Below are 13670 nucleotides of genomic sequence, written 5' to 3'. Positions count from 1 at the left end.
TGCTTCGGCAAGAAGTACACACGCTCGGGTGTGGCGCCGACCACGGCTGAACCCCTGAAAGAAGGGTGAATTTCGGGCTCGCGTTTGTACTTTCCGACAACCGCTCGCCCCAGCGCACGGAAAGGCCGCCGTACGAGGTCGGATCTCGCACGGCGGCCGTGGTCACGCAGGGGGTTACGCGGGCTCGAACTCCTTGACGGCGTCGAGGGCGGCACCCATGGCGGCGTTGCCCTCGCGTTCGATCATGATCTCGACCAGGACCGGGCGGCTGGTGCGCTCGGCTTCCTTGCGCGCCCATTCCAGAGACGTCCGGATCTCCCCCGGCTCGTGCACGCGGGTGCCGGAACAGCCGTAGGCCTCCATGATCTTCACGTTGTCCGTGCCGATCGAGTCGTAGTGGATGTCGACCTCGAAGTTCATGTCGTAGCCGGTCTCGGCCTGCCGGATGAGCCCGAGGTACTCGTTGTTGAGCATGATCAGCACGAACCCGACGTCGTACTGGGCGGCGACGGCCAGCTCCTCGACCAGGAACTGGAACGAGTAGTCGCCGACCACGCCGACGACCTCGGCGTCCGGCCTGGCCTTCTTGACACCGATGGCGGCGGGGATCTCCCAGCCGAGCGGGCCCGCCTGGCCGCACACCTGGTAGTGACGTGGCTTGTGCGCCTTCTGGAACTGGCCCGACCAGATCTGGTAGAGCCCGATCGCGGTGACGAAGTAGGTGTCTTCGCCGAAGGTCTCGTTGATCTCCTTGAACACCCGCGGTGCCTTGATCGGCAGGCTGTCGAAGTCGTCCCGCCGGGGCAGCGCCTCCTTCAGCTCGCCGATCCGGGCGACCCAGCCCGGCCGCGGTGTCGTCGAGCGGCGGTCCAGCGCCACCAGCAGCGCGTCGAGGAACTCCCGCGTGTCCGAGACGATCCCGAGGTCCGGGCCGAACACCTTGCCCAGCTGGGTCGGCTCGATGTCGACGTGGATGAACTTGCGGTTGCCGCGGTAGACCGACAGCTCACCGGTGTGCCGGTCGCCGAACCGGGCGCCCAGCGCCAGCACGAGGTCGGCTTCCAGGAAGGCCGCGTTGGCCCAGCGCTGCGACGTCTGGATGCCGGCCATCCCGGCGAACAGCTCGTGGTCCTCGGGGAAGCTGCCCTTGCCCATCAGCGTCACCTGCACCGGCACCCCGAGGCGCTCGGCCGCGGCCCGCAGCTGCTCGCTCGCCTCGCCGAGGACGACCCCGCCACCCGACAGGATCAGCGGGCGCTCGGCGGCCAGCAGCAGGTCCAGCGCGCGCTCGACCCGTGCGGGCGCGGGCTTGACGGCCGTGACCGGCAGGGGTGAGTCGATCGAGGAGTCCCACTCGATGTCCTGCTTCTGGACGTCGATCGGCAGGTCGATGAGCACCGGGCCGGGCCGGCCGGAGCGCGCGATCCGGAAGGCCTCGCGGAAGATCCACGGCAGCTGCGCGGCCTCCTTGACCTGCACCGCCCACTTCGTCACCGGCTTGGCGATCTCGACGATGTCGACGGCCTGGAAGGCCTCTTGGTGCAGCTTCGTCGTCGCGGCCTGGCCGGTGATGCAGATCATCGGGATCGAGTCCGCGTGCGCGGTGTAGAGCCCGGTGATCATGTTCGTCCCGGCCGGGCCGGACGTGCCGATGGCCACGCCGACGTTGCCGTTCGTCCTCGCCCAGCCGTCGGCCATGTGCGTCGCGCCTTCTTCGTGGCGGACGATCAGGTGCTCGATCACGCGGCCTTGTAGGGCGTTATACAGCGGGAGGATCGCGGCACCGGGGCAGCCGAAGACGGTGTCGACGCCTTCGCTCTCCAGGACGTCGACGACCGCCTGCATCGCGGGGATTCTGGGCATGTCACACCTCCGCCGGGACGCGGCCCGACAACTGTTCGACGACCTTGAGCAAGGCCGAGTGGTCCAGGGAGCCGTGGCCCATGGCGCGGCCGGCGGCGACGAGCTGGGCGACCAGCCCGGTGAGCGGGAGCGCGACCCCGGCCTGCCGGGCGGCGGCCAGCGCGATCCCCATGTCCTTGTGGTGCAGGTCGATCCGGAAGCCGGGCGCGAACCGGCGCTCCACCATGGACTGGCGCTTGAGCTCGAGGATGCGGCTCCCCGCGAGCCCGCCGGCGAGCACGTCCAGCCCCGTGGCGGCGTCCACTCCGGACGCTTCCAGCAGCACGATCGCCTCGGCGACCAGGCCGTAGATCCCGCCCACGACGAGCTGGTTGGCGGCCTTCACGACCTGGCCGGCACCGTGCGGGCCGACGTGCACGATCGTCTTGCCGACGGCCTCGAGCACCGGTTTCGCGGTCTCGAAGTCTTCGGCGGTGCCGCCGGCCATGATGGACAGCGACGCCTGTTCGGAGCCGGCCTGCCCACCCGAAACCGGCGCGTCCAGCACCCGGATCCCCTTGCCCCGGGCGGCCTCCGCGATCGCGATCGACGTCTCCGGCCGGATGGTGCTCATGTCGATCAGCAGCGTGCCCGGCCCGGCGGCGTCGAGGACCCCGCCCGCGGCCAGCACGACCTCCTCGACCTGCGGGTGGTTCGGCAGCATCGTGATCACGACGGCCGCCCCGGCCACCGCGTCGGCGACGCTCCCGGCGGCCCGTCCGCCGGCGGCTTCGAGCTTCTCGCCCGCCGCGCTGCTGACGTCGTAGCCGCGCACGTCGTGCCCCGCCGCGACCAGGTGCGCGGCCATCGGGGCGCCCATCACGCCCAGCCCGATGAATCCCAGTTTCATGCTCGTCCCCTTCGGGTGATCGGCAGCCAGTCCAGCGACGTGACGGTGTCGGGCACCGGGACGTACTCGATCCCGACGAAGCCGGAATAACCGGCCCGCTCCAGGTCCGCGAGGTGCCCGCCGAGGTCGAGGGCGCCGGTGCCGGGCTGGTGCCGTCCGGGCGCGTCGGCGATCTGCACGTGCCCGATCCGGGCGAGGTGCCGCTTCGCCAATGCGTCCAGGTCGTCGCCGTTGACTGCCAGGTGGTAGAGGTCGGCCAGCAGCCGCACGTTGCCGCGCCCGAGGTCGTCGAGCACGGCCACGGCGTCCGCGGCGGTCTTGAGCGGATAGCGGTCCGCACCGGAGAGCGGCTCGAGGACCAGCTGCGCCCCGATCCCGGCGACGGCATCGGCGGCCTTGTCCAGGTGCACCCGGGCCAGGTCGTCCTGCGCGGCCGGGTCCTCGCCGTCGAGCCGGTTGCCGTAGAGCGCGTTGAAGCTGCGGCACCCGGTGCGTTCGGCGATCCCGAGCGCGACGGCGAGGCTGTCGGCGAACTCGGTCTCCCGGCCGATCCAGGAGACGAGGCCCCGCTCCCCCGCCGCCATGTCGCCGGCGTAGAAGTTCAGCCCCCACAGCCGGACCCCGTCGAGGCTCTTCACAAAGGCATCGACGTCCTCGCGCGCGGGATCGGCGGACCCGAACGGCCACCAGTACTCGACGTCGGTGAACCCGGCTTCCCGCGCGGCGGCGGCGCGCTCGAGGAGCGGTACCTCCTGGAACAGGATCGACAGGTTGGCGACGTACGGCAGGGAGTGGCCCTCTTCAGGCATCGCGACCTCGAATTTCGCTATCCGGAATCTTTCTTTCGCATATCGAGAATAGCTGGCCGTTCGTCGCGAGGTCAACGGCCGCCGCCGAACCTGCCGGCCATCGCGCGTGTCCTGTCGCGGCTCCGCTTCGGGCCGCGACGATCGCAGGGGGAAGCGCCATGCCGAAGGGTCAGGACAATGGCGAAGAGCCGCACGAGCAAGATCGGCGCGGTCGCGGGCCGCGGCGGCGTCGGTCGCCGGGATGGTCTTCGCGGCCACACCCGCACGGCGACCTCCTTCAACCGATCGATCGGCATCGCTGGAACGTTCAAAGCCAGTGACTGCCGTGGATCGCCGCGCAGGCGTTCGCCGGTAGCACTCCACTGGGCTCCGGGCGCACGAGCCTCTGGAGCAGCCGAACCGGGCAGACGTCCTTCACCCTCGACGCGAACGCCGCCGGCGGGCCCGACAAAGCCTGGATTTCCCTGACGGACGAAGCCGGCGGCTACCTCAAAGGAGTGACCGGCTACCGCGGCTCCCCCACCGCGTCGACGGCCGGCACCAGATCCAACGCCAAGGAGGTCCGGACAGACCGTCCGGACCTCCTTGGGGGTCAGGGGTACCCGGGGCCGGTCACTTGTTCTCGACGTGCTGCCAGCCGAAGCGGCCCTTGATGCACAGGTTGCCGTGCGTCACCGAGCTCTCGTGCGGGGAAGTCACCTTGACGATCTCGTTGTCCTGGACGTGCAGCGTGAGGTTGCAGCCGACCCCGCAGAACGTGCACACGGTCGTCGTCGCCGTCTGGCGGGACTCGTCCCAGGTGCCGTCTTCGCGCTTGTCGTACTCGCGCTTGAAGCTCAGTGCGCCGGTCGGGCAGACCTCGACGCAGTTGCCGCAGTACACGCAGGCGCTGTCCGGCAACGGGTTCGAGAACTCCGTGGAGATCCGCGCGTCGAACCCGCGGCCGGCGACGGTGATCGCGAACGAGTTCTGCCACTGCTCACCGCACGCGTCGACGCACTTGTAGCAGAGGATGCACTTCCCGTAGTCCCGGACATACAGCTCGTTGTCCACCAGGGCCGGCTGGGCGACCGTCGCCGCGTCCGGGCCGAAGCGGTCCGGGTCCGCGCCGGTTTCCGCGATCCACTCCGCCACCTCCGGCGTGGTCGACAGGTCGGTCGCCGACGCCAGGAGCTCCAGGACCACTTTGCGGCTCGTGCGCGTCCGCTCCGAGTCGGTGTGCACCACCATGCCCGGCTCGGCCTTGCGGGAGCAGGACGGCACCAGCGTCCGCGAACCTTCGACCTCGACCATGCAGACGCGGCAGGCGTTCGCCGGTTCGAGGGTGTCGCCGTAGCAGAGGGTCGGAATGTCCTTGCCCGCCGCCGTGCACGCGTCGAGGATCGTCGAGCCTTCGGGTACGCGCACAGCCGAGCCGTCCACGGTGAACTCGACCAGCCGCTTCGGGATCCCGATGTCCACAACGGTCATGGCTCCTCCACGGGAAAACGTGTGTCGTCGCTGGTCACTTCAGCGCTCCCAACCGGTCGATGGCGGACTCGATGGCGTTCCACGCGGTCTGACCGAGGCCGCAGATCGACGAGTCCCGCATCACCCCGCCGACCTCGCGCAGCAACGGCCGTTCTTCCGTACCGGACGCCAGGACACGGCGGATCGCCTCCTCCTGCCGCACGGTCCCGATCCGGCACGGGACGCACTGCCCGCACGACTCGTCGCGGAAGAACTCCGCGATCCGCAGCAGGAACCCGCCCAGATCGGCGAGGTCGTCCAGGACCAGGACGACACCCGAGCCGAGCGTCGTCTTCGCCGCGCGCGCGTCCTCGAACGTGAGCGGCAGGTCCAGCTCGTCCGGCCGGACGAACCCGCCGGCCGCGCCGCCCAGCAGCACCGCCCGCAGCGACCGCCCCTCGGGCACTCCCCCGGCCAAGGCGAGCAGCTCCCGCAGCGTGGTGCCGAACGGCACCTCGTAGACACCGGGCCGTTCGACGTTGCCGCACAGGCAGAACAGCTTGGGCCCGGCCGACGCCTCGGTGCCGATGGCCCGGTACGCGGCCGCGCCCTCGGTGAGGATCAGCGGCACGTTCACCAGTGTCTCGACGTTGTTCACCACGGTCGGCTTGCCGAACAGCCCCTGCTCGACCGGGAACGGCGGCTTCGTGCGGGGTTCGCCGCGGAAGCCCTCGATCGAGTTGAAGATCGCCGTCTCCTCGCCGCAGATGTAGGCCCCCGCACCGCGCCGGATTTCGATGTCGAACGTGAACCCCGGGTGGCCCATGACGTCCACGCCGAGGAACCCGCGCTCGCGGGCGACCGCCAGCGCGTTGCGCAGCAGCCGCAGCGCCCGCGGGTACTCGCCGCGCAGGTAGACGTACCCCTGGCGGGCGCCGATCGCGAACGCCGCGATCGTCATCGCCTCGACCAGGGCGAACGGGTCGCCTTCGAGCAGCACCCGGTCCTTGAACGTGCCGGGCTCGCTCTCGTCGGCGTTGCACACCAGGTAGTGCGGCCCGGCGGGCTGGGCGGCCGTGGCCGCCCACTTGCGCCCGGTCGGGAACGCCGCCCCGCCGCGGCCGAGCAGGCCGGCGTCGGTGACCTCGCGGATCACCGCGGCCTGGCCCATCCGCAGGGCGTTGCGCAGCGCGGCGTAACCGCCGGCCGCGCGGTAGTCGTCCAAACTGGACGGATCGACCACGCCGACCCGGCGCAGCAGCCGCAGTCCGTCCTTCTGGTGGAGCACCGGCGGCGTTCCCTCGCCCGCCGGTGCCCGGGAAGCGGCGAGCACGGCCGACGCGCCGGTCGCGGGGGCGAGCAGCTCGGCCGTCGCCGGGTCGCCGGCCTGGAACGTCAGCGCCGCGGGGGCCCGTTCGCAGACGCCGAGGCACGGGCTGCGCAGCCACGTGACCCCGCCGCGCGCCTTCCCCGCGGCGCCGACGTGCTCGGTGAGGACGTCGCACACCGTCTCCGCGCCGTTGATCCGGCAGGCCAGGTCGGTGCACACGTGCACCACCCGCTCCGGCCGCTCCTCCAGCGCGAACAGCGAATAGAAGCTGGCCACGCCGTACGCGTCGGCGGGCGGCACGTGCAGCGTCTCGCAGATGAGGTTCAGTGCGCCCTGGCTGATCCAGCCGACCCGGTCGTTGACCGCGTGCAGGGCGGGGAGCAGCCGGTCACGGCCGCCACCGGCGAACCCGGCGACCGCCTCCCGTTCTTCGTGCGACGCGATGGCGTCCAGCAGCTTGAGGTCCACTTCAGACGCCCGCTTCCCGGAGCTTGTCGACGCGGATCGCCGCGGCCTTGTACTCGGCGGTCCCGGCGATCGGGCAGGTGGCTTCGATGGTGATGACGTTGACGTCGACCTCGTCCGGGAAGTGGAAGGTCATGAACGCCAGCCCGGGTTTCAGGCCCTTGTCCAGCCGCACCGGCGCCACGATCGCACCGCGGCGCGACGAGATCCGGACCAGCTCGTCGGGTTCGACGCCGAGGGCACGCGCGTCCTCGGGGCAGAGGTCGAGGGTCTCCCCCTGCCGCAGCGGGGACGGGAACCCGGCGGATTGGACGCCGGTGTTGTAGGAATCCAGCCGCCGCCCGGTGGTGAGCCGGATCGGGAACTCGTCGGTCAGCAGGTCGACCGGCGGACTGTGTTCGAGCACGGTGAACGGCGCCGGGCGGCCGCGTCCGGCCGGGTCCTCGGCCCACAGCCGGGCGTGCAGGAACGTCGGTTCGAGGGTGTCTTCGGAGTAGCACGGCCACTGGATGCCGCCGAGCTCTTCCAGCCGCCGGTACGACATCCCGGCGTGCATCGGCGAAAGCGAGCGCAGTTCGTCCCAGACCTCTTCGCCGCCGGTGTAGTGCCAGTCGTGCCCGAGCCGCCGCGCCAGCTCCGAGAGCAGTTCGATGTCGTCGCGGGCGCCTTCCGGCGGTTCGAGGGCCTTGCGGACGCGCTGGACGCGGCGTTCGGAGTTGGTGAAGGTGCCGTCGCTCTCGCACCAGGCCGCGCTCGCCGGCAGCACCACGTCGGCCAGCTGCGCGGTCTTGGTGAGGAAGATGTCCTGCACGATCAGGTGATCGACGTTCGCCAGCCGCTTGATCGTGTGCTCGCAGTCCGCTTCGGACTGCACCGGGTTCTCGCCGATGATGTACACGCAGGTCAGGGCGCCGCGTTCCATCGCGTCGAGCATCTGCGTGAGGTTGAGGCCCTGGTGCGGCGGGATCGACGAGCCCCACGCGCTGTCGAACTTCGCGCGGACACCGGCGTCGAGGACGTCCTGGAAGCCGGGGAGCCGGTCCGGGATGGCGCCCATGTCGCCGCCGCCCTGGACGTTGTTCTGCCCGCGCAGCGGGTTGAGCCCGGCGCCGTAGCGGCCGACCTGGCCGGCCAGCAGCGCCAGGTTGATCAGCGACAGCACGTTGTCGGTGCCGTTGTGGTGCTCGGTGATGCCGAGGGTCCACGACAGCTGCGCGCGGTCGGCGCGGGCGTAGGTGTGGGCCAGTTCGCGGATCAGCTCCGCCGGCACGCCGGTGGTCTTCTCCGCGACCTCCGGGGTCCACGGCTCCACGGACGCGGCGAACTCGGCGAACCCCTCGGTGGCGCGCTCGATGAACGTCGTGTTCGCCAGTCCGGAGTGGATGATCTCCCGGGCGACGGCGTGGGCGAGCGGGATGTCGGTGCCGACCTCGAGCTGCAGCTGCCGGTGGGCCCAGCTCGCCGTGCTGGTCTGCCGCGGGTCGACCACGAAGAGCTTCGCTCCCCGGTGGACGGCCTTGAGCACGTGGTGGAAGAAGATCGGGTGCGCTTCGCGGGGGTTGCCGCCCCAGATCACGATGACGTCCGCGTCTTCGATCTCCTGGTAGGACGACGTGCCGCCGCCGCTGCCGAACACCCGGGCCAGCCCCGCGACACTGGGCGCGTGGCAGGTGCGGTTGCACGAGTCGACGTTGTTCGTGCCGATCACCGCGCGGGTGAACTTCTGCGCGACGAAGTTCATCTCGTTGGTGGCGCGGGCGCACGAGAACATCCCGAACGCCTCGGGCCCCTTGCCGTCGAGGGTGCGGCGGATCCCGGCGGCCGCCCGGTCGAGGGCTTCCTCCCAGGTCGCCGGCCGCAGCACGCCGGAATCGCGCACGAGGGGCTGGGTGAGCCGCACGTACGGCTCGGTGTTCCTGCGCTTCACGGGGACCTCCGGTCAGTGCGACCCGACGGGGACTTTGCTGGTGTGGTCGAGCAGCGAAATGGCGGCGTGGACGTACCGCAGGGCCGGCGCGGGCACGCCGGTGAGGCCGGCCAGCTCCACGACGGCACCGATGATCGCGTCGATCTCGAGGGGCTTGCCCGCTTCGAGGTCCTGCAGCATCGACGTCTTGTGGTGGCCGACGCGCCAGGCGCCGTCGATGCGCTTCTCGACCGAGACGCCCGGGTCACTGCCCGCGGCGCGGGCGATGGCCAGTGTCTCGGTCATCATCGTGGCGACGAGCTCGCGCGTGTCGTCGTGCTCGCACATCTGGGCCATGGTCGCCCGGGTCAGGGCCGAGAGCGGGTTGAAGGCGACGTTGCCCATCAGCTTGACCCAGATGTCGTCGCGCAGGTCCGGTTCGACGGGCGCCTTGAGCCCGCCGGCGATCATGGCCGCGCTGAGCACCTTGCAGCGCGCGGAGATCTCGCCGTCCGGCTCGCCCAGGGAGAACCGGGTGCCCTCCAGGTGCCGGATGACGCCCGGTTCCTCGATGACCGTCGAGCAGTAGACGACGCAGCCGATCGCCCGCCGCAGCTCGAGCACCGCGGTCACCGACCCGCCGGGGTCGACGGTCTCGACCCGCCGCCCTTCGAGCGGATGCCCCTTCAGGCCGTGGAAGTACCACCACGGGATGCCGTTCTGCGCCGCCACGATCGCCGTCCCGGGGCCCAGCAGCGGGGCGAGCAGCGGCCCGCACGAAGCGTAGGAGTTGGCTTTGAGGCCGAGGAACACGTAGTCGACCTCGCCCACCTCGGCGGGGTCGTCCGTGACGTGGGGGTGCGCGGTGAAGTCGCCGCGCGGGCTGAGCACGCGGACACCGCGTTCGCGCATCGCGGCGAGGTGAGCCCGGCGGGCGATCAGGTGCACCTCGGTCCCGCCGCGGTGCAGCGCGGCTCCGACGTAGGCGCCGATCGCCCCGGCCCCGAGAACAGCCACCTTCATGATGTGCCTCCCTGGTCCGACGCGTGATTGCATACAGTATCCTGGATCCGCCTGGTAAACCAGAGCCGAGGCTCCCGGAAGTTCGAAGCCACTCCAGCGGCGCAGCCAAGGACGACAAACCGGACACTTGGGGTCACTTCACCCAGCCGTCGTTGATCCGCATCGGCAGAAAACCCCTACCCCGGGTGAGTCACCGGGATTTTGCATACCAAAACCTGTATCCTGGGCGGAGATCATCGTGTCTCTCCCCCTTTGAGGTGTCCCGTGAGCCAGCCCGCCACCCCGCTCCCCGGCCGAGGCCCGACCGGCCGCCGCACGGCCAAGGGCTCGCTCAGCTCGACCGCCGCCAAGCGCGTCGAACGGCCCGCCCCGCTGCGCCAGGTCGTCTACGAGGCCCTCGCCGAGCTGATCATCAACCGCACCCTCGAACCCGGCCAGCACCTGGTCGAAGCCGACTTGGCCGAATACCTCGGCGTCAGCAGGCAGCCCGTCCGCGAAGCCCTGCAGCGGCTGCAGAGCGAAGGCTGGGTCGACCTCCGTCCCGCCCAGGGCGCCTTCGTCCACCTCCCCACCGACGAGGAGGCGGATCAGCTACTGAGCGTCCGCAGCGTGCTGGAGACGCACTCGGCGAAGCTCGCCGCCGCCAACGCGACCCCCGCCGACGTCCGGCGCCTGTGGGAACTGCAGCAGGCCGGCGTCGACGCCCTGCACGCGGACGACACCGAAGGCCTGGTCGCGGCCAACGCCGCCCTCCACGCGTTTGTCACCGAGCTCTCGGGCAACGCCGTGCTCGCGGAGCTGATCGGCCTGGTCGACCGCCGGGTCCGCTGGTACTACACGCCGATCGCCCGTCCCCGCGGGCGGGACGCGTGGAACGAGCACGACGAGCTGATCCACGCGATCTCCGACGGCGACGTCGGCAAGGCGGAGCAGATCATGGCCAAGCACACCGAACGGACCCGCCAGGCCTACCACGAACGCCCGGAAGCCCCCCGGTCCTGATTTCGGCAGGACCGGGGAACCTCCGGAGTCTGGGGCCGTGCCCCAGATCCCGGCCCGGGGGGGGCAAGCCCCGGGACCCCTCGAAAGAGGGGTCAGCCGCCGGCCGCGGCCGGCGGCCGCGTCACCAGCTCGGTTTCGGCGAGCTGGTGGCGCGACCGGCCCGGCTGGCGCAGGAACAGCGTCAGCACCGCCGAGAGCACCGCGATGCACCCGGCCAGGACGTAGGCGCCGGTGTAGCCCCACGCGCCGATGACCCCCGCGGCGAGCCCGCCGCCGCCGACGCCACCGACCAGTTTCGCGCTGTAGACCAGGCCGTAGTTCGACGCGTTGTTGTTCTCGCCGAAGTAGTCCGGCACGAGCGCGGCGAACAGCGGGTAGAAGGCGCCGCCGCCGAACCCGGTCAGGAACGCGAACACCATGAACAGCACCAGGTTGTGCGTGTTCCCGGCGTACAGCACGCCGAACTGCGCCCCGCCGGCGATCAGCAGCACGATCGTCAGCGTCCGCCGCCGACCGAGCTTGTCCGACGCCCAGCCGACGACCGCGCGGCCGGTGCCGTTCACGATCGCCAGCACCCCCGCCGAGGAAGCCGCGACGAACGCGCCGAAGTGGCTCTCCTTGGCGAACGGCACCTGGAAGTTGATGCCGAACAGCGAGACACCGCCGATGATCACCAGGCACACCCACATCAGCGGGAGCATGCCGGTCCGGACCGCCTCCATCGGCGTGAACTGGCGGACCGCGGGCGGGTTCCGGGCCAGGCTCGGCACCCCGCTCCTGCCCTTCGCCCAGGAGATCGGGTCGACCTCCTTCGGCCACCAGCTCTTCGGCGGATCCCGGAACAGGAACCCGCAGACGCCGACGGCGACCAGCATGTACCCGGCCATGACGTCGAGGATCGCCGAGTAGTTCGCCGGGGTGAGGAAGGCGGCGAACACGTAGATGAACGGGACCGCGCCGTAGGCGAACCCGCCGTTGACGAAGCCGGTCCGCGCCCCGCGTTTCTCGGGGTACCACTTGCCGACCATGTTGACGCAGGTCGCGTACACCAGCCCGGCGCCGGTCCCGCCGAGCACGGAGTAGCCGGCGAACGCCACCACGAGGTTGCCGCTGTGCGAAATGGCGAAGTAGCCGATCCCGCTGCACACCGCGCCGGCGAGCATGGCCGTCTTCGCCGACACGATGTTCTTCTCCCGCAGCCGCCCGGCCGGGAACGCGACCGCGGCCTGGAACACGGCCCAGATGCTGGCCAGCCAGAACGCGTCCGACAGCGTCCAGCCGTACTTCTGCTCCAGGGTGCCTTCGACCGCGCCCCAGCCGTACTCGTACACGCTGACCGCCATCATGGCGATCCAGGGCAGCCAGACCATCCAGCTGCGCGAGCGGCCCATGATGTCGTGCGGGGTCTCGCCGATGCGGTACACCCGTCCGTTCTCGTCGACTATCTCCTGGTACTGCGCTGTGGTCATCGAAGATCTCTTTCGTCCGCGCCGGCTCGGGTCTCCTTCGCTGCCCAACCGGACGTCAGCCGGTGGCGGGCCGGGCGATCAGCTCGGTTTCGGCGAGCTGATCGCGCGTCCCGCCGGGCTTGCGCCCGGGCTGGCGCAGGAACAACGCGAGCCCCGCCGCCAGCAGGCTCGTGGCCGCCGCCAGGTAGAAGGCCGGGCCGTAGCCCCACCCGTCGATGACCGCCTTGCCGAGACCCGCACCGACGATCCCGGAGATGAGCTTCGAGCTGTAGACGAGGCCGTAGTTGCTGGCGTTGTTGTTCTCCCCGAAGTAGTCGGCGGTCAGCGCGGCGAACAACGGGAAGATCGCCCCGCCGCCGAACCCGGAGACCATCGACGCCAGCAGGAACAGCGGCATGCTGCCGATCGAGCCGGACAGGTACACCGCGACCTGGGCCAGCCCGAGCACCACGCAGACCAGCAAGAGCGTCTGCCGCCGCCCGTAGCGGTCGGAGATCCAGCCGATGACCCCGCGCCCGGCGCCGTTGATGACCGCCTTCAGGCTCATCGCCAGCGCGACGATGCCGCCGGCGAAGCCCATCTCCTTGCCGAACGGGACCTGCGCGGAGATGCCGAAGATGTTCACCCCCGCCGTGCACAGCAGGCAGAACCACATCAGCGGCAGCATGCCGGTCTTGACCGCTTCCCGCGGGGTGAACTGCTTGACCGCGGGCGGGTTCTTCGCCAGCGACCGGCGGACGCGCGGGTCGTCGGACACCTTCAGCGGGTCGACGTGGGCGGGCCACCAGTTCTTCGGCGGGTCGCGGAAGAAGAACCCGCTCACCGCGACCGCGACCGCCAGGAAGAACCCGACGGCGGGCAGGATGGTGCCGTAGTTGCCCAGGTCCAGGTAGTTGGTAAAGATGAAGATGAACGGGACCGAGCCGTAGGCGAAGCCGCCGTTGACGAAGCCCGTCTTCCCGCCCTTGCGCTCCGGGTACCACTTGCCGACCATGTTGATGCAGGTCGCGTAGACGAAGCCGGCCCCACCGCCGCCGAAGAGGCCGAAGCCCAGGTACGCCCAGAAGACGCTGGGCGCGTAGGCCAGGGACAGGTAGCCGAGCACCGTCCCGACCGCACCGATCATCATCGCCGACTTGGCCGGAAGCCGGCCGCTTTCCCGCATCTTGCCCGCCGGGAAGGCGACCGCCGCCTGGAAGAAGACCCAGACGGCCAGCAGCCAGAAGATGTGGGCGCCGTGCCAGCCGTGCGCCGAGGACAGCGTGTCCTCGGCCGAGGTGAACGCGTATTCCGAGGAGCTGATGGCCATCATGGCCACCCAGGGCAGGACGACCATCGTCCACCGTGGCCGGCCCATGATGTCCCGGTCGGACTCACCGACCCGGTAGACTCTTCCGTTCTTGTCAGTGATCTCCTGGTACGTGGCTGCGGTCATAAGAGTTCTCTTTCGTCACCGTTGACTGGG

10 protein-coding genes are annotated in these 13670 nt (G+C 70.4%); 1 reads left to right on the top strand and 9 read right to left on the bottom strand.

Annotated features, from left to right (window positions below; translation table 11 throughout):
• Positions 1 to 174 precede the first annotated feature (174 nt).
• From gcl to Q5425_RS12610, 7 genes are all read right to left on the bottom strand, one after another.
• The gene (gene gcl, locus Q5425_RS12640) at positions 175 to 1863 is read right to left on the bottom strand and encodes a glyoxylate carboligase (protein WP_308672369.1); all 1689 of its coding nucleotides are present in this window, start codon (positions 1861 to 1863) and stop codon (positions 175 to 177) included.
• 1 nt (position 1864) lies between these two features.
• Positions 1865 to 2752, bottom strand: coding sequence for an NAD(P)-dependent oxidoreductase (locus Q5425_RS12635; protein ID WP_308672368.1), 888 nt, complete (start codon positions 2750 to 2752; stop codon positions 1865 to 1867).
• Positions 2749 to 3561, bottom strand: coding sequence for a TIM barrel protein (locus Q5425_RS12630; RefSeq protein ID WP_308672367.1), 813 nt, complete (start codon positions 3559 to 3561; stop codon positions 2749 to 2751). Before Q5425_RS12630 ends, Q5425_RS12635 begins: the two co-directional genes overlap by 4 nt.
• 612 nt (positions 3562 to 4173) lie before the next feature.
• The gene (locus Q5425_RS12625; RefSeq protein ID WP_308672366.1) at positions 4174 to 5031 is read right to left on the bottom strand and encodes a 2Fe-2S iron-sulfur cluster-binding protein; all 858 of its coding nucleotides are present in this window, start codon (positions 5029 to 5031) and stop codon (positions 4174 to 4176) included.
• Positions 5032 to 5065: 34 nt separating this feature from the next.
• On the bottom strand, positions 5066 to 6808 hold the full coding sequence (locus tag Q5425_RS12620; protein ID WP_308672365.1) for an NAD(P)H-dependent oxidoreductase subunit E: 1743 nt from the start codon (positions 6806 to 6808) through the stop codon (positions 5066 to 5068).
• Between the two features lies 1 nt (position 6809).
• Positions 6810 to 8732: a molybdopterin-dependent oxidoreductase gene (locus Q5425_RS12615; protein WP_308672364.1), complete on the bottom strand. Its 1923-nt coding sequence runs from the start codon at positions 8730 to 8732 to the stop codon at positions 6810 to 6812.
• 12 nt (positions 8733 to 8744) lie between these two features.
• Positions 8745 to 9734: a 2-dehydropantoate 2-reductase gene (locus tag Q5425_RS12610; RefSeq protein WP_308672363.1), complete on the bottom strand. Its 990-nt coding sequence runs from the start codon at positions 9732 to 9734 to the stop codon at positions 8745 to 8747.
• Positions 9735 to 9998: 264 nt separating this feature from the next.
• Here Q5425_RS12610 and Q5425_RS12605 point away from each other — a divergent pair, with 264 nt between their 5' ends.
• Positions 9999 to 10736: a GntR family transcriptional regulator gene (locus Q5425_RS12605; RefSeq protein WP_308672362.1), complete on the top strand. Its 738-nt coding sequence runs from the start codon at positions 9999 to 10001 to the stop codon at positions 10734 to 10736.
• A gap of 92 nt (positions 10737 to 10828) precedes the next feature.
• Here Q5425_RS12605 and Q5425_RS12600 read toward each other — a convergent pair whose 3' ends face one another.
• Together Q5425_RS12600 and Q5425_RS12595 are read right to left on the bottom strand one after the other, a co-directional pair.
• Complete coding sequence (locus tag Q5425_RS12600) at positions 10829 to 12205, bottom strand: OFA family MFS transporter (protein WP_308672361.1); 1377 nt, start codon at positions 12203 to 12205, stop codon at positions 10829 to 10831.
• 55 nt (positions 12206 to 12260) lie between these two features.
• Positions 12261 to 13640, bottom strand: a complete 1380-nt coding sequence (locus Q5425_RS12595) for an OFA family MFS transporter (RefSeq protein ID WP_308672360.1) — start codon at positions 13638 to 13640, stop codon at positions 12261 to 12263.
• Between the last annotated feature and the right edge of the window lie 30 nt (positions 13641 to 13670).

It is taken from the genome of Amycolatopsis sp. A133, from assembly GCF_031082405.1.
In the GTDB taxonomy this organism is placed as follows: Bacteria; Actinomycetota; Actinomycetes; order Mycobacteriales; family Pseudonocardiaceae; genus Amycolatopsis.
Note: the sequence above shows the minus strand (reverse complement) of the source record. Positions and strands in the feature narration are given on the sequence as shown.